The 23,293-nt window shown below is 62.0% G+C and carries 23 protein-coding genes; 7 read left to right on the forward strand and 16 right to left on the reverse strand.

All coding sequences use genetic code 11. The features are described from left to right. Window positions 1–12 precede the first annotated feature (12 nt). From AC0VX3_RS24120 to AC0VX3_RS24150, 7 genes are all read right to left on the reverse strand, one after another. The gene (locus AC0VX3_RS24120; RefSeq protein ID WP_342891261.1) at window positions 13–1,518 is read right to left on the reverse strand and encodes a TadA family conjugal transfer-associated ATPase; all 1,506 of its coding nucleotides are present in this window, start codon (window positions 1,516–1,518) and stop codon (window positions 13–15) included. A gap of 30 nt (window positions 1,519–1,548) precedes the next feature. Beyond that, window positions 1,549–2,856, reverse strand: a complete 1,308-nt coding sequence (locus AC0VX3_RS24125; RefSeq protein ID WP_342891262.1) for a CpaE/TadZ family protein — start codon at window positions 2,854–2,856, stop codon at window positions 1,549–1,551. An 8-nt stretch (window positions 2,857–2,864) separates the two neighbouring features. Next, window positions 2,865–3,581 (reverse strand): CpaD family pilus assembly protein, encoded by a 717-nt coding sequence (locus tag AC0VX3_RS24130; RefSeq protein ID WP_342891263.1) that lies wholly within the window; start codon window positions 3,579–3,581, stop codon window positions 2,865–2,867. 10 nt (window positions 3,582–3,591) lie between these two features. Beyond that, window positions 3,592–4,998, reverse strand: a complete 1,407-nt coding sequence (locus tag AC0VX3_RS24135) for a type II and III secretion system protein family protein (protein WP_475522643.1) — start codon at window positions 4,996–4,998, stop codon at window positions 3,592–3,594. Between the two features lie 35 nt (window positions 4,999–5,033). Further along, window positions 5,034–5,801 carry a Flp pilus assembly protein CpaB gene (gene cpaB / locus AC0VX3_RS24140; RefSeq protein ID WP_475522644.1) on the reverse strand — a complete coding sequence of 256 codons (768 nt, stop codon included), beginning with the start codon at window positions 5,799–5,801 and terminating at the stop codon, window positions 5,034–5,036. Window positions 5,802–6,067: 266 nt separating this feature from the next. Further along, a complete protein-coding gene (locus tag AC0VX3_RS24145) occupies window positions 6,068–6,580 on the reverse strand; it encodes an A24 family peptidase (protein WP_342891266.1) in 513 nt (170 codons plus the stop codon). 151 nt (window positions 6,581–6,731) lie between these two features. Next, window positions 6,732–6,911: a Flp family type IVb pilin gene (locus AC0VX3_RS24150; RefSeq protein WP_342891267.1), complete on the reverse strand. Its 180-nt coding sequence runs from the start codon at window positions 6,909–6,911 to the stop codon at window positions 6,732–6,734. A 527-nt stretch (window positions 6,912–7,438) separates the two neighbouring features. On the opposite strand from AC0VX3_RS24150, the gene AC0VX3_RS24155 reads away from it, so the two are divergent. The 5 genes from AC0VX3_RS24155 (at window position 7,439) to AC0VX3_RS24175 (ending at window position 11,820) form a co-directional block, all read left to right on the forward strand. Next, window positions 7,439–7,900, forward strand: a complete 462-nt coding sequence (locus tag AC0VX3_RS24155; RefSeq protein WP_342891268.1) for a pilus assembly protein N-terminal domain-containing protein — start codon at window positions 7,439–7,441, stop codon at window positions 7,898–7,900. A gap of 32 nt (window positions 7,901–7,932) precedes the next feature. Continuing rightward, window positions 7,933–8,499: a TadE/TadG family type IV pilus assembly protein gene (locus AC0VX3_RS24160; RefSeq protein ID WP_475522645.1), complete on the forward strand. Its 567-nt coding sequence runs from the start codon at window positions 7,933–7,935 to the stop codon at window positions 8,497–8,499. After that, entirely contained in the window at window positions 8,483–9,109 is a 627-nt protein-coding gene (locus AC0VX3_RS24165) for a TadE/TadG family type IV pilus assembly protein (RefSeq protein ID WP_475522646.1), read from the forward strand. The genes AC0VX3_RS24160 and AC0VX3_RS24165 overlap by 17 nt, the downstream gene beginning before the upstream one ends. 111 nt (window positions 9,110–9,220) lie before the next feature. Continuing rightward, the gene (locus AC0VX3_RS24170) at window positions 9,221–10,633 is read left to right on the forward strand and encodes a bifunctional enoyl-CoA hydratase/phosphate acetyltransferase (RefSeq protein WP_475522647.1); all 1,413 of its coding nucleotides are present in this window, start codon (window positions 9,221–9,223) and stop codon (window positions 10,631–10,633) included. Between the two features lie 2 nt (window positions 10,634–10,635). Beyond that, a complete protein-coding gene (locus AC0VX3_RS24175) occupies window positions 10,636–11,820 on the forward strand; it encodes an acetate/propionate family kinase (protein ID WP_475522648.1) in 1,185 nt (394 codons plus the stop codon). A 6-nt stretch (window positions 11,821–11,826) separates the two neighbouring features. On the opposite strand, the gene AC0VX3_RS24180 is transcribed toward AC0VX3_RS24175, so the two are convergent. Beyond that, complete coding sequence (locus tag AC0VX3_RS24180) at window positions 11,827–12,798, reverse strand: PhnD/SsuA/transferrin family substrate-binding protein (RefSeq protein WP_475522649.1); 972 nt, start codon at window positions 12,796–12,798, stop codon at window positions 11,827–11,829. Between the two features lie 35 nt (window positions 12,799–12,833). Here AC0VX3_RS24180 and AC0VX3_RS24185 point away from each other — a divergent pair, with 35 nt between their 5' ends. Next, window positions 12,834–13,454 (forward strand): HAD family hydrolase, encoded by a 621-nt coding sequence (locus AC0VX3_RS24185; RefSeq protein WP_342891273.1) that lies wholly within the window; start codon window positions 12,834–12,836, stop codon window positions 13,452–13,454. A gap of 77 nt (window positions 13,455–13,531) precedes the next feature. On the opposite strand, the gene AC0VX3_RS24190 is transcribed toward AC0VX3_RS24185, so the two are convergent. The 7 genes from AC0VX3_RS24190 to AC0VX3_RS24220 form a co-directional block, all read right to left on the reverse strand. Continuing rightward, the gene (locus AC0VX3_RS24190) at window positions 13,532–14,560 is read right to left on the reverse strand and encodes a histone deacetylase family protein (protein ID WP_475522650.1); all 1,029 of its coding nucleotides are present in this window, start codon (window positions 14,558–14,560) and stop codon (window positions 13,532–13,534) included. Between the two features lie 67 nt (window positions 14,561–14,627). Then, the gene (locus tag AC0VX3_RS24195) at window positions 14,628–15,626 is read right to left on the reverse strand and encodes an aldose epimerase family protein (protein ID WP_475522651.1); all 999 of its coding nucleotides are present in this window, start codon (window positions 15,624–15,626) and stop codon (window positions 14,628–14,630) included. Between the two features lie 91 nt (window positions 15,627–15,717). Then, window positions 15,718–17,217 (reverse strand): phosphomannomutase/phosphoglucomutase, encoded by a 1,500-nt coding sequence (locus AC0VX3_RS24200; RefSeq protein ID WP_342891276.1) that lies wholly within the window; start codon window positions 17,215–17,217, stop codon window positions 15,718–15,720. Between the two features lie 65 nt (window positions 17,218–17,282). Continuing rightward, complete coding sequence (locus tag AC0VX3_RS24205) at window positions 17,283–17,792, reverse strand: retropepsin-like aspartic protease family protein (protein ID WP_475522652.1); 510 nt, start codon at window positions 17,790–17,792, stop codon at window positions 17,283–17,285. A gap of 68 nt (window positions 17,793–17,860) precedes the next feature. Further along, a complete protein-coding gene (locus AC0VX3_RS24210) occupies window positions 17,861–18,760 on the reverse strand; it encodes a ribokinase (RefSeq protein WP_475522653.1) in 900 nt (299 codons plus the stop codon). Window positions 18,761–18,854: 94 nt separating this feature from the next. After that, the gene (upp, locus tag AC0VX3_RS24215; RefSeq protein WP_342891279.1) at window positions 18,855–19,484 is read right to left on the reverse strand and encodes a uracil phosphoribosyltransferase; all 630 of its coding nucleotides are present in this window, start codon (window positions 19,482–19,484) and stop codon (window positions 18,855–18,857) included. A 62-nt stretch (window positions 19,485–19,546) separates the two neighbouring features. After that, on the reverse strand, window positions 19,547–20,788 hold the full coding sequence (locus tag AC0VX3_RS24220; protein WP_475522654.1) for a DUF1688 family protein: 1,242 nt from the start codon (window positions 20,786–20,788) through the stop codon (window positions 19,547–19,549). A gap of 161 nt (window positions 20,789–20,949) precedes the next feature. Here AC0VX3_RS24220 and AC0VX3_RS24225 point away from each other — a divergent pair, with 161 nt between their 5' ends. Continuing rightward, window positions 20,950–22,236, forward strand: a complete 1,287-nt coding sequence (locus tag AC0VX3_RS24225) for an MFS transporter (RefSeq protein ID WP_475522655.1) — start codon at window positions 20,950–20,952, stop codon at window positions 22,234–22,236. Here the strand turns inward: AC0VX3_RS24225 and AC0VX3_RS24230 are convergent. Continuing rightward, a complete protein-coding gene (locus AC0VX3_RS24230) occupies window positions 22,233–23,243 on the reverse strand; it encodes an adenosine deaminase (RefSeq protein WP_475522656.1) in 1,011 nt (336 codons plus the stop codon). The genes AC0VX3_RS24225 and AC0VX3_RS24230 overlap by 4 nt on opposite strands. Window positions 23,244–23,293: the final 50 nt, after the last annotated feature.

The raw sequence follows: 23,293 nt of genomic DNA on the forward strand, positions 1-23,293 counted from the left end.
CCAGTTTACTCCCTACTCGGCCATCTCGGACGCATCGAGCGCCTGTGCCAGGCGCGCTTCCTCGCCGAAGTAACGCGCGCGCTCCCAGAACTTCGGACGTCCGATGCCGGTCGACCTGTGGCGACCGATGATCCGGCCGCTGGGGTCCTCGCCAACGATGTCATAGAGGAAAATGTCCTGGGTCGTGATGATGTCGCCTTCCATGCCCATCACCTCGGTGACATGGGTGATCCGGCGGGATCCGTCGCGCAGACGGGCCGCCTGCACCACGACGTCGATGGACGACACGATCATCTCGCGCAGGGTCCTGGACGGCAGCGAAAAGCCGCCCATGGTGATCATCGATTCAAGGCGGGACAGCGCCTCGCGCGGCGAGTTGGCGTGCAACGTGCCCATGGAACCGTCATGACCGGTGTTCATGGCCTGCAGCAGATCGAAGGCCTCCGGTCCGCGCACTTCGCCCACGATGATCCGTTCCGGACGCATGCGCAGACAGTTCTTCACCAGATCGCGCATGGTGATTTCGCCCTCGCCCTCCAGGTTGGGCGGCCGGGTTTCAAGGCGCACCACATGGGGCTGCTGCAACTGAAGCTCGGCGGAATCTTCGCAGGTGATGATGCGCTCGGTGTTCTCGATATAGGCCGTCAGGCAGTTCAACAGGGTCGTCTTGCCCGAACCCGTTCCGCCGGAAATCAGGATGTTGCAACGCGAGCGGCCGATGATCTGCAGGATCGTCGCCCCATCCGGCGTGATCGAGCCGAACTTGACCAGCTGGTCGAGGGTCAGCTTGTCCCGCTTGAACTTACGGATGGTCAGGGCCGGGCCGTCGATGGCCAGCGGCGGTGCAATGACGTTGACACGGGAGCCGTCGGGAAGACGCGCGTCACAGATCGGACTGGAATCGTCCACGCGCCGGCCGACCTGGCTCACGATCCGCTGACAGATGTTCATCAGCTGGGCGTTGTCGCGGAAGCTCACGCCGGTCTGCTCGACCTTGCCCGCCGTCTCGATATAGACCGTGTGGGCGCCATTCACCATGATGTCGGCGATGTCGTCGCGCGCAAGCAACGGCTCCAGGGGACCATAGCCGAGCACGTCGTTGCAGATATCTTCAAGCAGGTCTTCCTGCTCGGAGATGGACATGACCACATTCTTGAGGGCGATGATGTCATTGACGACATCGCGAATTTCGTCCCGGGCATCCTCCGCGTCCAGACGCGCCAGCTGCGACAGGTCGATCGCCTCCACCAGAGCATTGAAGATCTGGGCCTTGGTCTCGTAGTACTCGCTGTTTTTCTTGCGTGGCGCCGCTGCGCTCGGCGCCGGTTCCGGTTCCGGTTCGGAAACGGGCGCTGGTGCAGGTGCTGCCTGCGCGGGTTCGCTCTGACGCTCCTGAGGCGCAGGCTGCTCTGCCCTGTCTTCCGGTTCCGCCGGAGCAGGCAGGTCCTGCAACCCGGGAACACCTCCCGGGCGGATGGTCTGAGGACCGGACGATGAACTGCCACGTCTTCCAAACATAACGAACTATCTGCTCCGCTGTCGGACCGGTCAGCCGGCCTTGCGCTTGAATTTTGACAACAAGCCGCTCAATCCGGATCCGGACGACCTGCTGGGCTGCGCCTTGCCGGATACCGACTGTGCCAGATCATCGAACATGCGCGCGATCGCATGCTTGTTGTCGAGTTCACCGATCATCTGGCCGTTGTTGGCCGCCGTTCCGAAAAGCTGCGGTTCGAACGGAATGGCCGCCTGCACCGAAAGACCGAGCGCACTGGCAAACTCGTCCGGCTTGATTTCCGGCCGTTTCGGCACGTTGACCTTGTTCATGACCAGATGAGGCGGCCTGTCGTTGGGACGCAACTGCTTCAGGAAATCAACGGTGTTCTTGGCGTTTCGCAGATTGGCCAGGTCGGGTTCCGCGATCAGGACGATCTCGTCCACGCCGAGCAGCGTCTGCTTGACCCAGGCATTCCAGACGTGAGGCACATCCAGAACCACGTGCGGAACGCTTGCCCGCATGGTCTCGATCAGGAGTTCGAACGACTTCTCGCCCTGATCGTATGTCCGTTCCAGTGTCGCCGGAGCAGCCAGAAGGCTCAGGTGCTCGTTGCACTTGGAGAGAATCCGGTCGAGATAGGTCTCGTCGAGCCGTTCCGGAGCCGAGATCGCCTCAAAGACGCCCTGCAACGGGTCCTGGTTGAAGTCGAGCCCGGCTGTTCCGAATGGCAGATCCATGTCGGTTACCGCAACTTCGCTCTGGAAGCAGCGCGCCAGTGCCCAGGCGCCGTTATGGGCGACCGTGGACGCGCCACAGCCTCCCTTGACGCCGAAGAATGCCACTGTCCGGCCGAGCGGTTCAGCTTCCGGATCGGCGTAGAGATCGCCGATCGCTCCGATCAGCTGAAACACGTTGACCGGCGTGATCAGGTACTCACTGACGCCGCGGTGAATGAGATCGCGATAGAGCGTGACATCGTTCACGTCGCCGATGACGACCACCTTGGTTCCGGCATCGCAATACTCGGCGAGATGATCGAGGCTCGAGATCAGGTCCTCCCGGTTGCCGGAGGTCTCGACCATGATGAGATTGGGCGTCGGCGCGTGCTCGAAGGTCTCGATGGCGGCCGGAATGCCGCCCATGTCGAGCTTCAGATGGGCCTTGGCCATCCTGCGGTCTTCCATCGCGGCCTCGGCCGCGCGCATGGTCGCATCCGTCAGACAGAACCCGTGAATGGTGATGCGTGGAATGGACCCGATATGGACCCCTTCCTCGCTGCCGCCATAGCCCTGATCAGACGGCTCCGCATAGGACTCCATATATCCGGGCAGGTCTTTCATTTCTGGATTGGCACTCATTTTATCACCTAGTCTTCCGCGATCTCGGCTCCGACACCTTCCTTGTATTCAGAGGCTGTCAGTTCGCCTTTTCTGTATCTCTCGAGGACAACGGCCCGTCGGTTCTGATCTGCCGGTGTCGACGCTCTCGGCGTCAACAGATCCGACGGATTGGCGACGATCGCAGCCAGGTTCGCCTGTGCGGCACACCCGAAATTCTCGTAATTGGCGTTTTCGCCGACACCGCCGCCGAGGTTTTTCGGCCAGACGCCACACTCTCCCGCGGTTGCCTGCATGCGCGGATAGGACAGTCTGATGGGCGCATCGGCCGAAGGATCCTGAACCGCGTAGGTGCGGGTCCTGATATGCGACCCGGACAGACCGCCCTGCTGCAGGGACCTGCGGATCTGTGGCGTCACCGCATGGACCGCGGCTTCGTTGGCACCGCCGGAAGGCACCAGAATTTCCACCGCACCGTTGCCTCTTTGCCGTGAATCGACGGCAAAGGATGCAATCGTGCCCTCGATCGGACCGTTCAGGCTGCGCGTGTTGCGGCCGATCGGCAGATCCAGCGTTTCCGGGGCTTCGGTGACCACGATCGGGTGCTGGAGCCGGTAGTCGTGCGATGCGAGCAGCGCTGTGGGCTGCTGCGACTGGTTCTGACATCCCAACAGCGTCAGGCATCCGAATGCGACAAGCGCGGACCTGGAAGCGGTTGTTTTGCGGACTGTAGTGTTCCTGATCATCCGTCCGTCCTTACTTGTAGATAAAACCGACCTGGCCGTGATACGTGCCTTCGGCATTTCCGCCGGGGCTGTAGATCTTGTTCAGGCGGTTCAGAAAGATCGTTTCGGCGTCGGAAGGCGCCATGAGGTTCTTGTCGGGCCGCACCAGCTTGCTGACGGCCACCGGCCGCACGACATACGGTGTGACGAAGACGGCAAGCTCGGTCTGATTGCGCAGGAAATCGCGGCTCTTGAACAATGCGCCAAGGATCGGGATCTGCATCAGTCCCGGCACGCCCTCGATCGATTGCGAGTAGGATTCCTTGAGCAATCCGGCCATCACCAGCGTTCCACCCGAGGGCAGTTCCATCGTGGACTCGGCCCGCCGTACTTTCAGCGCGGATATGGTTATGCCGCCGGCCGAGACAGCGCCCTCGTTGCTGAGCTCGCTGACCTCGGTCTTCACCCGCAAGCTGATCCGTCCGCCCGACAGGACCACCGGCGTGAAATCGAGGCCGACACCGAATTTCTTGAATTCGACCGTGATCTCGTTGTCATCGCGTGAGATCGGGATCGGAAACTCGCCACCGGCCAGAAAACTTGCATTCTCGCCGGAGATCGCCGTCAGCGTCGGTTCCGCAAGCGTGCGCACGACACCTTCGCGCTGCAGCGCCTGCAATTCCGCCTGGATGTTGGTGGCACCGCTCACGAACTGCAGACCGACGGCGGCCTGGTTCACGATGGACGGGTTCACCGTGTAATTGGGCACGAGCGAGCCGTTCGGGGAGAAATTCCCGGTTCCGACGGTTCCCTGAAACTGCACCCCAAGCTGCTTGACGATCGACCTTTCGACTTCCGCCACGGTCACCTTCAGGTGAACCTGGTCCTTGCCTTCGACCGCAATCAGATTGACGATCTGCGAGGCACTTTCCGCGCCTTCGAACTTGGCGGCAATATCCGCGGCCTGCTGGGCTTCGAGCGAGCTCTTGGCGGAGCCGCTCAGCACGACGCTGCCGTTGATGGATTCAGCAGAGATATTCGATCCGGGGATCAGTTTGCGGATGATCCGCGTCATGTCCGACGTGTCCTTTTCGACACGGACGTCGAAGCTGGCCAGTTCACGGCCACTTCTGCTGAAAAGGACAAGACGGGACTGGCCCGCCGTGTTGCCGATAACGAAGATCCGGCGGGGTGTGCGCAGGACGGCGTCGGCAATTTCCGGGTTGGCCACGAGCACGTCCGCTGCGTCCTCGGCAAGATTGATCACGACCGACCGGCCGATCCCGACATTGAGGATGCGCCCGCTTGCGCGTTCGCCGGCAGCCACGTGCACCTGGCTGGGGAAGTTGCCTTCCGCCAGGGCCCCCTGAAGCGGCGCTCCCAGCAGGGCGCCGAAAAGGACTGCCGCGGCTGTGAACCTAAGAAGATGGTGTTTCATGACGCCCCTCTCGCTGGACGTTTTTCCGCCCGTTCTCATTGCCCACCTGCCTGGCTGGTCACGCCGTATTTCACATAGCTGACACCGCGCCGCCGGCTGTTGTCCGCTTCCGCGTCGTCGGCGGAATCCTGGGCACTGCGCAGCGCCAGCGCGATCGTTCCGATCTGCTGCGACTGGGCAACGATTTCCGATTGCGAAAGCGTCAGTTCCAGTGTCGCCGTCCGTTTCGGCGCCAGGTTCTTCTGGTCCTGTTCTCCGGCGGTGGTCGTGTCGATGGCCAGAATGCGTATGTTTTCAAGAATTGTTTCACTGAGCGCGCCGGAATCCGATTTGCGCGTCACGATGACATCGACCTTGTCGCCCGGCAGAATAAAGCCGCCCGCGGTCGTCTCCGCTTCCACGCTGACGGCGATGGCCCGCATGCCCTTGGGCAGGATCGCGGCCATGAACCCCTTGTCGGTGTTGATCAGACGCTCCGGACGGATCGGCTCACCCGCAAAGATCGGGGCCCGGGCGATTCGGCCTTCGTATTCTTCTTCCGCTGCCGGCTTCAGCTTCCTGGTGATCGCCCCCAGGGGGACCGCATCCTCGGGCCAGCTTGCCCACGACATGTCATCCTTGCCGATCTTGTTGCCCAGGTGAATGTCCTTCCCGGCAACAAGAACCTCGGCTTTCTGCTGGTCGGTCTGAGGCGCCTGCGCGACTTGCGGCTCGGGTTTGCCGCCGGACATCATCACCATCCGGAAGGCGATGATGCCCGCAGCAACCGCAATTGCCAGTACGAAAATTCGTGCGAATTTCATGACCAATACCCAATAATTCCGTGCAATCTTGCACCGTCAAACTCTAGAATGAGGGGTAATTGGTCAAAACATGGTTAATCAACGGTAGATGTTTTCAGTTAATATCCATTAACTTTACTGAATGCTTTCTTAAGTCGACTGCAATTTGCGAGAAACCCTGGCACAGAACCAGCGAAACCGGTGGCTTTCCAGGCGCGCGAAAGGCAGACAGCCAACCCCGCCCGGTAAATTGTCCCGGTCAATTTGTAATGAATGTGCTGGTAAAATCAGGCCTGGCCGAGAAGCTTGAACCATTGAGTTGCAGGGTAGATCTGCAATCCGGCCACGGCAATCGCAATCCCGTAGGGGATCCCGCTTTCGCGGTCATGCAATCTGGCGAACCAGTCCTGGCGGGCCAGGGCGCCCGGCACGACGATCATCTGCCGCATCGACAACAGGCCCAGTGTCAGAACCGCGCCGTAGAGGGTCACAAGAAGCGTGAACTGTGCAAGTTCCGGGGTGAAGCCGATCCAGAGTGCGATGGCACTGATGAACTTGACATCGCCGCCGCCCATCCAGCCCGCCGCGAAGAAGGCAAAGCAGACGGCGAAGACCGCAAGCAGCCCCAGCACGTGGACACCCCAGTCCGACAAGGGCAGGCCGATCGCGATCGCCACAGCCGCGAAGCCGGCGACCAGCAGGACGGAAACCCTGTTCTGGATGGTCATGGTCAATAGGTCCGAGGCTCCGCCAAAGGCGACAAGCATCGGAAAGATCACCAGGATTGCAGCCTCGATCATCGGACTTTCACTCTTTAAACCCTATTCATCCGAACCTATCGGACAAGAGTTAATGTTTCGCAGCCATGGCGGCCGCGAAACAGAAAAACGGGCAGTTGACTGCCCGCTTTCTCGACGTGGTTCCACCAAATCGTTTCCGATCTGGCGTGTATCAGGAACCGGCAGCCGTGGTCAGGGTGGTCTGAATGGTCGTGAACAGGGCCGTCATGGACGTGCCGGCCAGCTGCAGAGCGCCGATGATGACGATGGACAGCAGGCCTGCGATCAGACCGTATTCGATTGCAGTCGCGCCGGATTCGTCGTTGACGAAACGCTTGAGAAGATTTTTCATGTGTTTGCTCCAAGTACCACTAAGTTGACAGCTTCAAAGCTCGACGGATCTTTTTTTGTCCGTTCGAACATGAACTCACCCTAGGACAGAGAGCTTTCCAACGAGTTAAATTTACCATCCGCCATCGATAAAAAACTGGCAGATATAACTATAGTTAACAATATGTATAGATAAAAAACTATTAATCCGATCATTAAACTTTGATTTTTACCGGAATTTTTAAGTAATATCACATTTCCGTCTGTTTCTAAACCAATTTATCCGCCCTTTCTTTCAGAATAACAATTCAGTTTTTATTAATTATTGCATCAAAATTCAATATTTACAGTCATGATCTTATGTTACTGCTGATTTCAAGGCGCAGAAGTTTTCTGTCGGAACGTCACGAATACACCGGATGGAAGGCAAGCATCGGCCCACCCGACAAAGCAGTGATTTACACTTCTTGAAACATCACGTTAGCAGATCGTTCACCACGTTTGCCGCATGCTGTCGCAGGAACAAGGACACATGGAGTACCCACACGCATGTTGACGAACATACTGAGATGGACAGGCGTGCTTGTGCTGGCGCTTCAGGCCGGCACCGTTCTGGCTGAAGACGGCCCTGTCATGGTGACGGTCGACCGCGCCAAGGTCTTCCGTATCGATGATGGCGCCTCTGCTGTCATTGTCGGCAACCCCTTCATCGCGGACGTGGCCATGTTCGACCAGAACACGGTCGTGATCACCGGCAAGAGCTACGGCACCACGAACCTTGTCATCCTGGACGATGACAACAAACCGATCGTCGACGAGGTGATCACGGTCAGGGCGTCCGACGACGATGTGGTCTCGGTCTACCGGAAAGCGGCCAGGGTCACCATGTCGTGCAATCCGACCTGCGAACCGACCCTGCGGCTTGGCGATTCCGAAGACGCGTTCAAGGAAGCCGCCGAACAGGCCACATCTCGCAACAGTCTGTCCCTCGAGGCTGCCGGCAGCAAGTGACCGGCCGGGCCCGTTTTCGGAGCTAACAAGGAATGTACCGGAAAATGCGGAACTTCTGGTCCGTCAGGGGACGGAACGGACACTCGCTGGCGAAAGACCGCAGTGGTGTGACCGCGATCGAATTCGCCTTTGTGGCGCCGCCATTCTTCCTGCTTGCGTTCGGCATCATCGAGATCGGCGTTGCCCACCTTGCGAACCGCATGCTGGACAACGCGCTGGTGGAAGCCTCCAGGCTGATCAGAACCGGTCAGGCCCAGGGCAATATATCCGCCGATGCTTTCAAGACCCAGCTCTGCGGCTACATGCCCTCATTCATGTGCGACAAGGACGAGATCACCGGCGAGGAACGGATGGTCATCGAAGTCGAATCGATCGCGGATTTTTCCGACGCACAGTCCACCGACAGTCTTTATGACGAAGACGGCAACCTGAGGGACGAAACGAAATACGAAATCGGCAACGCCAGCGAGATCGTCGTGGTCAATGTCGTCTACAAGTGGCCGATGATGTCGTCCGTGCTTGAATTCGACAATGGCGACCACGGCTTCGAGCGCCACCTGACCTCAACTATGGTGTTTCGCAATGAACCCTGGGAATGATTTCAGGAGCCTGCTCGCGTGCAGGCTCAGGCACGGACTCGCGACATGCCCGGCTGCATTGCGCAGGCTCTGGCAGGACCGGCATGCGATCGCGGCCACCGAATTCGCGATGATCCTGCCATTCATGATAATCCTGCTGATCGGCATGGCTGAAATCACCGGCGCCATGAATCATGACCGCAAGATCAGCCGCATTTCCAACTCGATCGCCGACCTTGTCGCACAGGCCCAGACGGTGACCACGGGTGAACTCGACGGTGTTTTCAACCTCGGTGAAAAGATTCTCGTGCCCTACCCGCCGGACGAGCTGGTCATCCTCATCGCGAGCGTGACCTTTGACGACAACGAAGATGCCACAGTCGACTGGAGCTACGATTCCACGGGCAACGCCCCCTGGACCGAAGGTGCCGCACCGCCGATCACGCTGCCGGATACCATTGCCGCGCCGAACACGTCCATCGTCGTCAGCGTCGCCACGCTCGACTACGAACCGCCTTTCGCCGGCATTTTCACGAGCTACTTCGACAGAGATGCGTTGATCGAACTCAGCGACAGCTACTATCTGCGTCCCCGCCTCACCAACACGGTCCAATGCAGCAACTGTCCATAGCGCGTTTCGGTTCCTAAGAGATCTCCCGTATTTCCTCCGTCGCATTCCACAGCTACATTCATTTTGATTGCTGCGCCGCAATATTTGTTTTTTCACCGGAAGACGGGACCGATGGCGACAAACAAGACCTACGACCAGATCCAGATAGGCGACAGCGCCGAAATCGTGCGGGAGTGTTCCACCAACGATCTGCTGGTGTTCGCTCATGCATCGGGGAACCACAATCCGATCCATCTGCCCGACACGGACTGGACCGGTGACGGACAGATCGACAAGCCGGTTGCGCCGGCCATGTGGGTCGGCGGGCTCGCTTCGGCTGTGCTCGGCAACATTCTCCCGGGCCCCGGCACCATCTACAAGACCCAGTCCCTCCGCTTTCTCGGGGGCGCCGTCGTTGGCGACAAGCTGACCGTGAAGGTGACGGCGACAGAGAAAAAGGCCGACAATATCGTGGTGTTCGAGCTCTCGGTCACCCGCGGCGACGGCACCCGTCTGGTGGAAGGAAACGCCGAAGTCGCCGCGCCGACAGAACCCATCGAATTCGATTCCAGCAGCCTCCCCGCTCTGCTCGTCCAGCGTCACCGGCACTTCAACCGCCTGATCGAATTGGCCAGAACGCTGCCGGCTCTGCCCACCGCCGTTGTCGCACCCGACGATCCGAACTCGCTGGAAGGCGCGATCATGGCGGCGCGCGAAGGCTTGATCGAACCGATCCTGATCGGTGCCAGATCCCGGATCGACACTGCCGCCAGAGAAATCGGCGAGGATATCGGCACCTTTGAACTGATCGATATCGAAGACGAGATGGAAGCCGCCGGCCGAGCCGTCGCCATGGTCCATGAAGGCCGGGTGAAGGCGATCATGAAAGGCCATCTTCACACGGACCACCTGCTGCATCATGTGGTCAAGCGCGACGGCGGGCTCAGGACGAAGCGCCGCATCAGCCACGTGTTCGTCATGGACATACCCGGCCGCAAGACACCGGTCCTGATCTCCGACGCCGCCATCAACATCTCCCCGGATCTCAACACCAAGGTCGACATCACCCAGAACGCCATCGACACCGCCCGCTCCCTCGGACTGGACATGCCGAGAGTCGGGGTTCTGTCGGCGATCGAGACGGTCAATCCCGCCATCCCCTCCAGCCTGGACGCGGCGGTCCTGTCCAAGATGGCCGAACGCGGCCAGATCACCGGCGCGATCGTCGACGGGCCGCTGGCCATGGACAACGCAATCGACGTGCAGGCCGCCCGCACCAAGGGCATCACCTCGCTGGTCGCAGGGCATGCGGAAGTGCTGATCGTTCCCAACCTGGAATCGGGCAACATGCTTGCCAAGGAGCTGACCTTCATTGCCCATGCGGAAGCCGCCGGGCTGGTGATCGGCGCCAAGGTTCCGATCATGCTGACAAGCCGGGCCGATGACGGCCGTTCGCGGCTTGCCTCCTGCGCCCTGGCGCAACTGTTCATGCACTGGCAGACCAGCGGCGCGCCGGTCGGTGTCTTCGAGCGTGAGGAGGGCTGATCGTGGACAGGGTCATTCTGGTTCTGAACTCCGGTTCGTCCTCGATCAAGTTCACGCTCTACACCGGCGAAAGAGTGCAGCTTGACGGGCAGATTTCCGGTCTTGGCGCCACGCCGCACCTCTCGCTGAGGTCCCAGGTCTCGCAGACCCACATCGACCGCTCCTTGTCCCCCGCCGAGGGCAGCAGCCACGCTGCCGCGCTGGCGGCCCTGTTGCCGATGCTCGAGGGCGAACTCGGCGGACGCAAAGTCGACGCGGTCGGGCACAGGGTCGTCCATGGCGGTGTGACCCATGCCGCCCCGGTGCGGATCACGGACGGGGTCATGGCCGACCTGCGGGCGCTGGAACCCCTTGCACCGCTGCATCAGCCCCATAACCTGGCCGGCATCGAGGCGGCGCGCGCGGCCTTTCCAGATGCCCTGCAGACCGCCTGTTTCGACACCGCCTTTCACCGCAACCATCCCTGGGTAAACGACACGTTTGCCCTGCCACGACCGCTCTATGACGAAGGGGTCCGCCGTTACGGCTTTCACGGGCTGTCCTATGAATATATCTGCAGCTACCTGAAAGTGACGCGCCCCGAGGCCTATGCCGGCCGCGTGATTGTCGCTCATCTAGGCAATGGCGCGTCCATGTGCGCGGTCCGGGACGGCCAGAGCATCGGCTCGACAATGGGCTTCACCGCTCTGGACGGCCTGCCGATGGGCACGCGCTGCGGTCAGCTCGATCCGGGCGTCGTGCTCTATCTTCTGACCACCAAGGGCATGACCCCTGAAGACGTCTCCGATCTTCTTTACAAGAACTCCGGTCTGAAGGGTCTGTCCGGCATCAGCCAGGACATGCGGACGCTGACGGCAAGCGACGATCCGCGAGCCAGGCAAGCCATCGACTATTTCGTCTTCCGCATCCGCCGCGAACTCGGTGCAATGGCGGCGGTGCTGGGCGGTCTGGACACGGTGGTGTTCACCGGCGGCATCGGCGAAAACGCCGCCGTGATCCGCGAAAAGGTCTGCGATGATCAGGACTGGCTGGGTCTGCACGTGGACACGGCCCGCAACAGGGGCGCCGGCGAGGACATTTCCGCGCCGGGATCTCGTGTCAGTGTCCTGGTCATTCCGACCAATGAAGAGGAAATGATCCGCCGTCACACCCATGCGCTTCTGGGCAAGGAGGCGGCGGCCGTTTGAGCCCTGCTATCTGCCGGCAGGATCCAGAACGGTGGCATAGGCGTCCTCGAAGGTACGCAGCAGCGGGCGGTAGTCCGCATGCACGACCGGTTCGAAACCACCGGGCAGGTCCGGTTCGATCGCCAGATAGGCGTCCGGCGCTTCCCGGCGCAGATCCATCAGCCCTGCCCTCAGCCGCCGCTTCAGAACATCCGGCAGGTCCTTGCGCAAGCTGTGGGCGGAATAGGGTATCGGTGGCGAGCGCCAGACGATTTCAAGGTTCTCGAATCCGGCACCGCCCGAAACATAGTAGTCGTTGAGCGTTCCGGCGGTGTAACCATTCTTGGCTTCACCTGCCAGGGTGGACCATGCAAGCGCTGCCTGCACCCGCCCGTCCAGCACGGCGCGCAGACCCTCCAGCGGGTTCTGGACTTCGACCAGGGTGCCGAAATGCGACCGGGCATCGATGCCGTCCGCCGCCAGGTTGGCGAGCGGCACGCGGTAGCCCGTAACGGCATGCGCGCCCCCGACCGCAAGGCGTGTGCCTCTCAGGCTCGTCAGAGTGGCCTTTTCCGCGCCCGCCCCCGCGACCAGAATGGCATAGAAGCGCGCCGGAAAATCATCGGGGCCGGCTGTCACCAGCGGCTCCACGCAGGCGCAAAGCTGATGCACCGCAGCATATGCGGAAGGAGACAGGCGCGCATAATCGATCTGGCCAGCAGCAATCGCCTCGGCGGCATCGGCCATCGTTTCCATCAGGAAAAGATCGACGGGCAGGTCGGCAATGTCCTCCAGGGCCAGGCGAAAGGGCTCGACCCGGTCGCGCGCGCCTTCGTCCGCGGCAACGATCACACCCAGACGCAGCCTGTCCGGCAGGTCCTCGGCGTCCTGGGCCTGGGCACCGAAGAAGGCCGCGGACAACAGGATCGTCACAGCCGCAATGGCCCGATTCTTCAGGAACGACACAATATCGACTTTACCTTTTGCTGAAACTGGCATTCCTGATCCCTTTCACGAAACAAGGACCGGCCTGCATGAGCGATGTTATCACGACCGTTGTCTTCGATATAGGAAATGTCCTGATCGAATGGAATCCCGAACATCTCTACCGGCGCCTGATTCCCGACGCCGCCGAACGGTCGTCCTTCCTGGAAACAGTGTGCACCGCGGAGTGGAACCTGGAACAGGATCTCGGTCGGCCGTGGCCGGAGGCGGTTGCGCAGTTGGTGCGCCGGCACCCGGACAGGGCGGACCTGATCGAGGCCTACTACACGCGCTGGCACGATATGGTACCGGGAGAAATTCCAGGTACGCCGGCGCTGCTGGCAGCGCTCAAGGAAAGCGGTCTGCCGCTCTACGCCATCACCAATTTTTCGGCTGAAAAATTCGCCGAGGCACAGGACCGCTTTCCCTTCCTCAAGACCAGTTTTCTGGACATCGTCGTTTCCGGGGATGAAAAGCTGGCAAAGCCGGATCCGCGCCTCTACCAGGTCCTGTTCCAGCGCAATGCGCTGGACCCGAGGGCCTGTCTGTTCATCGATGACAGCCCGGCGAATGTCGAGGCCGCCCGCCGGCTGGGCATGACGGCCCATCACTTCAAGGGCGCGGACGGCTTGCGCGGGGATCTGGAGCAGTTGCGGCTGCTGCCGCACTGACATGCCGCCGGGTCCGGATCCGGTTCTGAACCCGGATCCGGACCCGAAGACGGAGCCTGATGCTCAGGTCAGGCCCCTCAGCCTTCGAAACCCTCAAGAACATTGACGCAATTCGTGCCGAGGGCGTCGACGGCGTAACCACCTTCCATCACGAAAATGGTGGGCACACCGGCCTTCGCCAGGCGCTGGCCGAGACGCAGATAGTCCGCACTCTTGAACTTGAAGCCGGAGATCGGATCGTTCTCGTAGCAATCCATGCCCAGGGAAACGATCATCGCTTCGGGTTTGTAGACCAGGAGCCAGCGGCAGGCTTCCTCCAGCGCGGGAGCATAGGCTTCCCAGTCGGTGCCCAGCGGCAGGGGCCAGTTGCGGGTGAAACCGGTGCCGGCGTGCTCTCCCGTTTCATCGGCATAGCCCAGGAAATAGGGATATTCGTCCTTAGGATCCGCGTGCAAGGACAGGAACAGCACGTCCGGCCGGTCGTAGAACAGCGCCTGGGTGCCGTTGCCGTGGTGATAGTCGACATCCAGAATGGCGACGCGGTGGAGACCGTTGTCGCGGAGATATTGCGCGGCGATGGCCGCGTTGTTGAAGAAACAGTAGCCGCCGAAAAAGTCGAACCCGGCATGGTGGCCGGGCGGGCGGCACAGGGCAAAGGCCGATTTCTCTCCATCGAGGATCAGCCTGGCGGCCGTCAGCGCCGTGTCGGCGGACGCGCGCGCGGCCTTGTAGGAATGCTCCCCGACCGGTGTGCCGGCATCCATCGAATAGCGTCCGAGCAGGCCGTCGATATGGTTGACCGACACATCTTCACGCAGGCTCCGGACCGGCCAGACGAACGGAAATGCCTCGCGGGTCCGGCCGGCGGCGGTCCACTTCTGCCAGAAGCCTTCCAGGAAGGCGACATAATCCGGCGAATGGACCCGTTGCAGCGGACGGATCGGAAATTCCTCCGGCGCCAGAATCTCCCCGGCGTTCCGGTCCCTGATCGTCTTGAGCACGATCTTGGCACGGGCGGGAATTTCAACCGCCGGCTTCAACTCGCCGTCGGAGATTTCCTGTGCCGGCGCATGCGCCAGCTGGGTGTCTGAAAATACTGTCTTCACGCGCCGCCCCCGGTCCAACTCCCAATCGGCTGCCTGCCGTGGCCCGATCCGGAAAAACTACTCCAAGTCAGGAAAAACGAAATTCCGTTACGTGACTATAGGTCTCTCCGGGCCGTAACAAAACATCCATGAATTCTTTCTGATTGACACCGTCCGGCCAGCGCTGCGCCTCAAGACACAAGCCCGCATGGGCACCATACCGTTTGCCGGCCAGACCCGGCACCGGCACATCCATCCCTTCGGCGTCAAAAAGCTGCAGTCCGGGTTCGGTGGTCCACACCTCCATGCGTCTGGAACCCACGCCATCCTCAAGGGCCGCGGCGAAGGCGAGCTCCTGAACGGGCGCGTCGGCAAGGCAGAAATTATGGTCGTAGAGCACGCCCTGCTCACCCGGTTTGCGCCGCAGCTTGCGTCCTTCCTGGAAATCGTAAGGGGTCCAGGCGACCTTCCGGATCTCTCCGGTCGGGATCAGCGCCTCATCCACAGGCAGATACCGGTCCGCGGCGATTTCCAGAGTGTGATCGAGAACGTCGGCGCTGCCGTCCAGGTTGAAATAGGCGTGCTGGGTCAGATTGACCGGCGTGGTCGCGCTGGTGGTCGCGGTCATTTTCACGCGCAGCGCGCCGGCCCCGGTCAGGGTGTAACGCAGCAGCGCCTCCACCTGCCCGGGGTAGCCCATGTCGCCGTCCTCGGAGATCAGTTTCAAAAGCACGCTTGCCTTGTCGTGTTGTTCAAGTTGCCAATTGCGCGCGGAAAATCCCAGAGAGCCGCCGTGCAGGTGATGGCGGCCATTGTCGTTGAGATCGAGCTGGTAACCGACCCCGTCCACAGTGAGGTTCCCGCCCGCGATCCGGTTGGCGCAGCGCCCGGCGACAGCGCCGAAATAGGGCGAATGATCAAGGTAGCTTTGCAGATCCTCGAATCCCAGGGTCACGGATTGCCCGTCCACCTTCAGATCGCGGGTGATGGCCCCGTAAGTCAGGACCGATGCTTCCAGCGGGCCCTTTTTCAAGGTGATTTCCCGCACGGTGGTGCCGTCGGGAAGGACACCGAAATCCTGGATCATGAACGTCTCCGCTGAGGTGCCGGCCGTGTGGGCGGCGACAAGATCGGGCGTGGCGGCGGCGGACCCGTCCGCCGCCCTTTCGCGCAAGGGGTCAGAGCGTCTGGTTGTAGTCGCCGACTTCCGTGTTCTCGCGCAGAACGCCGTCGACCGCCTTGAACATGGCGTGCAGGCGCTCTTCGGAAACCGGGCTTTCCACAACGACGACAAGTTCCGGCTTGTTGGACGAGGCGCGCACGAGGCCCCAGGTGCCGTCCTCGCTGACAACCCGCACGCCATTGACCGTGATCAGGTCGGTGATTGCCTGACCCGCGACTTTCTCACCCCTGGCCTTCATGTCCTGGAACCTGGCAACGACCCTGTCGACGACGTCGTATTTGACCTCGTCGGCGCATTTCGGCGCCATGGTCGGCGAGCCCCAGGTCCTGGGCAGGTCCCTTCGGAGATCCGCCATGGTCTTGTCCGGGTTGCGGTCGAGCATGTCGAGGATGGCGATCGCGGACACCAGACCGTCATCGTAGCCGCGACCGATCGGCTTGTTGAAGAAGTAGTGGCCGGACTTCTCGAAACCGACAATCGCGTCAAGCTCGGCAACCCTGCGCTTGATGTAGGAATGGCCGGTCTTGAAATAGTCGGTCCGGGCGCCATTGGCCTGCAGCACCGGATCCGTGTTGAAGAGGCCGGTCGACTTGACGTCGACAACGAACCGGCTGTTCGGATGCAGCGCGGAAATGTCCCTTGCCAGCATCACCCCGACCTTGTCCGCGAAGATCTCCTCGCCCTCGTTGTCGACGACACCGCAGCGGTCGCCGTCGCCGTCAAAGCCAAGGCCGACTTCCGCACCCACTTCCAGGACCTTGTCCCGGAGTGCATGCAGCATCTTCATGTCCTCCGGGTTCGGATTGTAGCGCGGGAACGTGTAGTCGAGCTCCGTGTCGAGCGGAATGACCTCCGCGCCGAGAGCCTCCAGGATCTTCGGTGCGAAAGCGCCGGCCGTGCCGTTGCCGCAGGCCGCCACGATCCTGATCGGCCGTTTCAGTTTCGCCCGGCCGGTCAGATCCTTGAAATAAGTGTCCGCGAAGCCGTCCACGAAGTGGTAGCTGCCGCCGCCCCGGAGCTCGAACGCGGCTTCCAGAACGATCTCCCTGAGCCGCCCCATCTCGTCGGGACCGAAGGTCAGGGGACGGTCGATGCCCATCTTGACGCCGGTCCAGCCGTTGTCGTTGTGGGACGCGGTGATCATGGCAACTGCCGGAACATCCAGCGCGAACTGGGCAAAATAGGCCATCGGTGACAGCGCCAGGCCGATGTCATGCACGTTGATGCCCGCCGCCATCAGACCGTTGACCACCGCCATCTTGATGGTGGACGAATAGCTGCGGAAATCATGACCGACGACAATGTCGGGGCGCACGCCGCGTTCGTGAATGAGCGTGCCGATGCCCATTCCGAGCGCCTGCATGCCCATCAGGTTGATTTCCTGCTCGTACAGCCAGCGGGCGTCGTATTCGCGAAAACCGGTCGGCTTCACCATCGGAAGCGTTTCGTACTCAAGCGTGTTGGGCGACAGTTTCGGGACGGGTTTTGGAAACATCAATGCCTCTCAATGCAAACAACAAACGCGGGGTTCGGAACGAACCGCGGAAACGGAGGGCCAAGTCACTGAACCAGTACAAGCGTGCCGCCCGACATGTCAAACCGTTCCAGCTGATTGAGAACGGACATGCCCAGCAGTGGTTCCCCAAGGCTCCGGTCCTTCAGCACCAGCGCATCGATGTTTCGCAACCGAATGTTGCCGATCCTGAAACCGTCGATCACCGCCCGCGCGCCATAGATCGTGCCGTTGGCCGTATTGACCGGGTATTTGAAATCGGACGACTTGAGAAAAATGCCGATGTCCCCGGCGAGTGTTTCGGGAAGGGCGGTCAGGGTTGCGCCGGTGTCGACCAGCATGTCGACCGCGCGCCCGTTCAAAACCGCGGAGGCCACGAAATGGCCCTGACGATTTCTGGAAATCCGGTGGGACCGCTCTCCGGTCTCCTGCGCAGCCGGGGCGGGTCGTTCATTGGCCGCGGTCTGCCCTTCCGGCGCAGCCAGCCGATCGAGCACGACAGGCACCAGCGACGCGACCGCCAGCAAGACCAGAAAAATGATGACGAACCGGGACATGCCGACCCTTGAGGTTGCGGGGATCGCTCTGGGGTAGCACGGTTTCCTTAGCAGGCTGTAAAGCCGGATCAGACAATCCGGTCGGCGAGGCGGACAATGTCCTCGCGCACAGGCGCGCTCGATTGCGCACCGGTAACGGTACAGGCGAGCGCGCCGGCGGCAACGCCCTCCTTCACGGCACGCCCGAAGGGCTCCCCCCTGTCCAGCGCCGCCGCAACGGCACCGCAAAAGGCGTCCCCCGCTCCGGTGGAATCGACCGCGTCAACCTCGGGAGACCGGAACCGGTACCGCTCCGTGCCGGTGTGCGCGACAACGCCTTCGGCACCAAGCGTGACAATAACCGCCCGGCCCGGCCCGGCCAGTTGTTCCGCGAAGCTTTCGGGATCGCCGTCAATGCCCAGGTTTCTGGCGATGGCAGCGGCCTCGCTTTCGTTGACCACCACCACGGCAGCCACCTCCAGAAGGGCGCTCGCGTCCCCTTCGGGGACAGGCGCAGGGTTCCAGAACACGGAGGCGCCGGCCCGACCGGCCCGCAGGGCAGCGTCCCTGGCCTCCTGAAAAGGAACCTCGCCCTGCATCATCAGCGTGTCGCCGGAGGCAAGACCGCCTTCAAGCCAGCTTGCCTCGACGCGGTCATTGGTACCGCTGGCAACGATAATCTGGTTTTCACCGGCCGGATCGATGCCGATGAGGGCAAGGCCGGTGGATCCGGTCATCACGCGAACACCGGAAAGATCGGCACCGGACTCGCGCAAGCTCGCAAGCGCCAGGTCCGCGAATCCGTCCCGGCCGACCGCACCGACCATCCTGACGCCGGCCCCGGCGCGCCGTGCGGCCAGTGCCTGGTTGGCGCCCTTGCCACCGGGAAAGGTCTGATGGTCCGGACCGCTGACCGTTTCTCCGGCCGTCGGCAGACGCGGCACGGCCACGACGAGGTCCAGATTGATGGACCCGAATACAGTGATCATGCCGTCTCCCGTTTTTCAGATGTTGCCCTCGGCCAGCGAGGCAGCGGCCATGAACTGCGCGGTCGAAATCCGTACGCGCAGTTCACGACCCCGGTTACTTGGTGCCGTACATGCGGTCGCCGGCATCGCCGAGACCAGGAACGATATAGCCCTTTTCGTTCAGCTTTTCGTCGATCGACGCCGTGAAGATCGGCACGTCGGGATGCATTTCGTTGAATTTCGCCACACCTTCCGGCGCTGCCAGCAGACACAGGAAACGGATGTTTGTGGCGCCGCGTTCCTTCAGTTTCTGAATGGCGGCAATCGCGGAATTGGCGGTTGCGAGCATGGGATCCACGACGATCACAAGGCGCTCGTTCAGGTCTTCCGGAGCCTTGAAATAATATTCCACCGGCTGCAGCGTTTCCGGGTCCCGGTAAAGGCCGATATGGGCGACGCGCGCGGACGGCACCAGATCCAGCATGCCTTCCAGCAGGCCGTTGCCGGCCCTCAGCACGGAGGCGAAGACCAGTTTCTTGCCGGCGAGCGTCGGCGCCTGCATTTCGGCGACAGGTGTCTCGATGGTCTGGCGGACCAGAGGCAGGTCCCGGGTCACTTCGTAGCACAGCAGGGTCGAGATCTCGCGCAGGAGGCGACGGAAGCCCTGGGTGGACGTTCCCTTGTCGCGCATGATGCTCAGTTTGTGCTGGACCAGCGGGTGGCTGATGACATTGGCTCCGGACATATCTGCCTCTCATTTTCCGGCCTGCGTATGCGGACCTGGTTCACACTTTCATTGTTCAGGACCTATGCCCCGAACGGCAACCAAAAAACAGCCCCCGGATTAAGGAATTTGCCCGGCATCCGTTTGTTTCCCGAGGCTTGTTCCAGAATCCGGTTCCCGGCCCGGGCCGTCCCGCCCTCCAGAATACAGGTGAGCGGAACCTCGCCGGGCGCGGCCCCCAGCTCTGCGGCAAGCCGATCCGCCAGCCTGTCCGTCAGGGCCAGCGTCACCGCTCGGATCTCGATCATCCGGTCTGTCGCGATGTCCGGAAGCAGGTCCTGCCCGTCATCTCGGACCGTCAAGACGCCCGTGTGTGCAAACAACGCCGCATGAGCGCGGTCGGATGGCGCGGTCAGCTTGTCCAGCCCTGTCAACTCGAACCCCGCCCAGGCGAGCGGTTCGACCAGCGAATAGACCATTTCCTGGGCGGCCAGATGAAACGGCACGATTGTTTCCTCGGCTGTACCCGGCAGCCCGGAATGGTGAAAACTGTCGCCAAAACACATGTCACCAAGGGCCGCGCCGCCGTCCCAGACCGCTGCCAGCCCTTCCAGAAGCCGGTCGATCAGGTCCCCCGCATCGACCGTGCCGTCGCCATTCTGCGCCAGGGCGATCGCCAGCAGGCCCGGACGAGTCGCCTCCTCGGTGCCGAACAGGTCCGGACGCAGCGCAAGGGCCTCGCCCAGGCGCTTGAGATGCCGCTGCATCTCGAGGAGGTCGTCCACGTTGTCACGCACGTCCCATTGAAGACCGGCAGCGAGCTCCTTGAGATCCAGCCGGACAAGCGTTTCCGCATCCACCCGGTAGGGGTCGGTCATCTGCGCGGAAAAGGACCCGGCCGCGAACATGTGGAAGGCCGCCAGGGCCGATGCCGTGCGGCCGGTGACGCGCGTCTCGGTCATGCGGTCCTCATAGGACCAGTTCACCGGATGCAACGTGGTCATGAATGCGCCGAGGATTGCCAGATCCGCAGCGGCGACCAGCATTTCGCCGGCCGTCTCGAACGCGCGCGCATCGGCGAGGGCCGCCCAGCGGTCGATGCCGCCGGCTTCGAGGTCCCGCCAGAGGCCATAGGGCGGTATCTGGAAATCGGGATAGTTTTCCCGCGTGGTTTCCAGAACCGTTTCGATCGCCCGGTCGAGATTGTCCAGGCTGACCGCGACATGTTCAAGGTCACCGGCGACGGCGCGGTCCAGCAACAGATGCGCCTTGCGGTGGACCTCTTCGGGCTGGAACAGGGTCAACAACGGGCTGGGTTCAGTCATGGACATTCCGCCGGGTCTGGAACCGAATTGCCGGCAACCCGTTTTTCAAGCGGGGCGCGGATGGGTTCGCGTATCGCCCAACCATGAACTTGTCAAATTGCTTCGTCATTGGGCATCATCGAAGTCACGTCTCACCCGCGCCGCTCCTGCCAGGATTGTTCATGTCCTCTGTCGTTTCCATCGCCGCCCTGCTCGCCGGTTCCGGCCTGCTGCTTCTCGCCGGCGGCCTGCACGGCCTGCTTCTGCCGCTCGCCGGACTGGCGCAAGGCTTCTCCGACGCCTCTCTCGGCCTTCTGGGCGCCGGCTGGGCACTGGGTTTCATGGGCGGCTGTCTCGGCACGCCGCTCATCGTGAAGAGGGTCGGGCATGTACGGGCCTTCGGCGCGCTGGCCTCGCTGGCCGCCATCACGGTCCTGCTCAATCTTGTCTTCATCGACGCGGTGTTCTGGATCTTTCTTCGGGCTCTGACGGGCTTCTGTTTTTCCGGGGCCGCCATGATCGTGGAAAGCTGGCTGAACGAGCGCTCGACCGGCGAGACCCGGGGCCGCATCTTCGGCTTCTATACAATGATCAATCTCGGGGCGACGACGGCGGGCCAGATGCTGCTGACGCTGGGAGACCCCAGCGGCTTTTTCTTCTTCGTGCTCAGGTCGATCATCTACTCCTTGGCGCTTTTGCCGACCGCCCTGTCGACGGCGGCCTCTCCGCAACCGCTGACGCAGGCGCGGCTCGACCCGAAGAAACTCTGGAAGAACTCCCCCATCGCCGTTGTCGCCGTCTTCATGGTCGGCATCTCGAACGGCACATTCGGCACGCTCGGCGCCGTCTACGGCCGCCGCATCGGGCTGGAGGTGCCGGATATCGCCATCATGATGAGCCTCGCGCTGCTTGCCGGTGCGGTGGTGCAGATCCCGGTGGGCATGCTCTCGGACCGGCTCGACAGACGCCTCGTTCTGGTCTGCCTTGCGGTCGTGGCGATGTCGCTCGGCTCCAGCCTGTCGCTCATCGGCGGTAATGACGCCGCCGTGACCGTCCTTCTGATCGCCGCCTTCGGCGGTGTCGTCTATTCGATGTATCCGGTGATCGTCGCCCATGCGAGCGATTACGCCGACGGCGCGGATTTCCTGACCATCAGCGGTGGATTGCTGCTGATCTTCGGCACCGGCACCATGCTCGGGCCTCTGCTTGCCTCGGGCCTCATGACCTTCACCTATCCGGGTGCCCTGTTCCAGGTGACCGCCGCCGCGCATCTGTCGATGCTCGGCTTCGCCCTGTGGCGCATGCGCCAGCGCGCGGCTCTGACGACAGAGGAAAAATCCGACTTCGTGCCGGTCCTTTCCACCCCTCAGGTCACGACGCCGGAAACCGTCGTGCTCGATCCCCGGTCGGAAGTGGACGAGACCGGCGGGGAGATCCAGAGCCGTTCGCGCAGCGGCGATAAACCCTAACCGCCCTCCCCCGGGATCTGCCTGGCGCTGTCCAGACGGACCAGCAGCCTCTTCCGGGTGGCCTCGTCGCAGAAGGCGGCCTCGATGGCCGTGCGGGTGACCTCCATCTGGTCGTCGAAGGTCCAGCCGAAGGTCTCGGCAACGGACGCATATTCCTTGCCCAGCGTGGTCCCGAAAAAGGGCGGGTCGTCGGCATTCAGCGTGATCTTCACCCCGGCCTTGCGCAGCATGTTGACCGGGTGGAAGCGCAGGTGGGTGTAGACGCCCAGGGCGATGTTCGATCCCGGACAGACCTCCAGCACGATCTGCTCGTCCGCAAGGCGCCTGACCAGATCCTTGTCCTCGATGGCACGCACCCCGTGGCCGAGCCGTTTGACCCGCAGGAATTCAAGCGCTGCGACGATGCTGTCCGGACCGCCGAACTCGCCGGCATGGGCCGTGGTGCCAAGGTCCGCCTCCGCCGCCATGCGGAACGCCTTGGAAAAATTGGCCGGATGGCCTGAGCGCTCGTCGCCGGCCAGTCCGAAGCCTGTTACCAGCGGATGCGGATTGCCGATCACCTCCTTGACGACCCGTTCGACCGCAGCGGCACCGAAATGGCGCACGCCGATGGCGATCATGCGGCCTTCAATGGCCGTGCCGGCCTTGGCCCGTTCCATGCCTTCCGCGAGCCCTTCGACATAGGAGCGGTAGGAGAGGCCGGTCGCCTGGGCATGATCGGGAGAGATGAAGATCTCGCCGTAGATCGCCCCTTCCGCGGCCAGCATGCGAAAATAGGTCTCGGCGAGCAGGGCATAGTCGGCGGGCGTCCTGAACACCGAACTGGCAAGGTCATAGGCCTTCAGGAAGGTGGTGAAATCGGACCAGACAAATTTGCCGTTGCCATCCAGGACGCTGGAAACATCGATGCCGTGCCTGTCGGCCAGACGGTTGACCAGCGTTGGCGGCGCCGCGCCCTCGATATGGCAATGCAGCTCTGCCTTGGGAACCTGTATGGCATCGCTCATGTGGGTCGGATCCTCAAACTCGTTCGGGGTCGTGCGTGTCTGCGTGAAGA

The sequence above is a fragment of the Roseibium sp. QJM3NY_11 genome (assembly GCF_056173175.1).

What these genes read in the sequence shown, in the direction of transcription:
- AC0VX3_RS24120 (WP_342891261.1), bottom strand. Translation starts at nt 1,518, where the DNA reads ATGTTTGGAAGACGTGGCAGTTCATCGTCCGGTCCTCAGACCATCCGC.
- AC0VX3_RS24125 (WP_342891262.1), bottom strand. Translation starts at nt 2,856, where the DNA reads ATGAGTGCCAATCCAGAAATGAAAGACCTGCCCGGATATATGGAGTCC.
- AC0VX3_RS24130 (WP_342891263.1), bottom strand. Translation starts at nt 3,581, where the DNA reads ATGATCAGGAACACTACAGTCCGCAAAACAACCGCTTCCAGGTCCGCG.
- AC0VX3_RS24135 (WP_475522643.1), bottom strand. Translation starts at nt 4,998, where the DNA reads ATGAAACACCATCTTCTTAGGTTCACAGCCGCGGCAGTCCTTTTCGGC.
- cpaB (WP_475522644.1), bottom strand. Translation starts at nt 5,801, where the DNA reads ATGAAATTCGCACGAATTTTCGTACTGGCAATTGCGGTTGCTGCGGGC.
- AC0VX3_RS24145 (WP_342891266.1), bottom strand. Translation starts at nt 6,580, where the DNA reads ATGATCGAGGCTGCAATCCTGGTGATCTTTCCGATGCTTGTCGCCTTT.
- AC0VX3_RS24150 (WP_342891267.1), bottom strand. Translation starts at nt 6,911, where the DNA reads ATGAAAAATCTTCTCAAGCGTTTCGTCAACGACGAATCCGGCGCGACT.
- AC0VX3_RS24155 (WP_342891268.1), top strand. Translation starts at nt 7,439, where the DNA reads ATGTTGACGAACATACTGAGATGGACAGGCGTGCTTGTGCTGGCGCTT.
- AC0VX3_RS24160 (WP_475522645.1), top strand. Translation starts at nt 7,933, where the DNA reads ATGTACCGGAAAATGCGGAACTTCTGGTCCGTCAGGGGACGGAACGGA.
- AC0VX3_RS24165 (WP_475522646.1), top strand. Translation starts at nt 8,483, where the DNA reads ATGAACCCTGGGAATGATTTCAGGAGCCTGCTCGCGTGCAGGCTCAGG.
- AC0VX3_RS24170 (WP_475522647.1), top strand. Translation starts at nt 9,221, where the DNA reads ATGGCGACAAACAAGACCTACGACCAGATCCAGATAGGCGACAGCGCC.
- AC0VX3_RS24180 (WP_475522649.1), bottom strand. Translation starts at nt 12,798, where the DNA reads ATGCCAGTTTCAGCAAAAGGTAAAGTCGATATTGTGTCGTTCCTGAAG.
- AC0VX3_RS24185 (WP_342891273.1), top strand. Translation starts at nt 12,834, where the DNA reads ATGAGCGATGTTATCACGACCGTTGTCTTCGATATAGGAAATGTCCTG.
- AC0VX3_RS24195 (WP_475522651.1), bottom strand. Translation starts at nt 15,626, where the DNA reads ATGATCCAGGATTTCGGTGTCCTTCCCGACGGCACCACCGTGCGGGAA.
- AC0VX3_RS24200 (WP_342891276.1), bottom strand. Translation starts at nt 17,217, where the DNA reads ATGTTTCCAAAACCCGTCCCGAAACTGTCGCCCAACACGCTTGAGTAC.
- AC0VX3_RS24205 (WP_475522652.1), bottom strand. Translation starts at nt 17,792, where the DNA reads ATGTCCCGGTTCGTCATCATTTTTCTGGTCTTGCTGGCGGTCGCGTCG.
- AC0VX3_RS24210 (WP_475522653.1), bottom strand. Translation starts at nt 18,760, where the DNA reads ATGATCACTGTATTCGGGTCCATCAATCTGGACCTCGTCGTGGCCGTG.
- upp (WP_342891279.1), bottom strand. Translation starts at nt 19,484, where the DNA reads ATGTCCGGAGCCAATGTCATCAGCCACCCGCTGGTCCAGCACAAACTG.
- AC0VX3_RS24220 (WP_475522654.1), bottom strand. Translation starts at nt 20,788, where the DNA reads ATGACTGAACCCAGCCCGTTGTTGACCCTGTTCCAGCCCGAAGAGGTC.
- AC0VX3_RS24225 (WP_475522655.1), top strand. Translation starts at nt 20,950, where the DNA reads ATGTCCTCTGTCGTTTCCATCGCCGCCCTGCTCGCCGGTTCCGGCCTG.
- AC0VX3_RS24230 (WP_475522656.1), bottom strand. Translation starts at nt 23,243, where the DNA reads ATGAGCGATGCCATACAGGTTCCCAAGGCAGAGCTGCATTGCCATATC.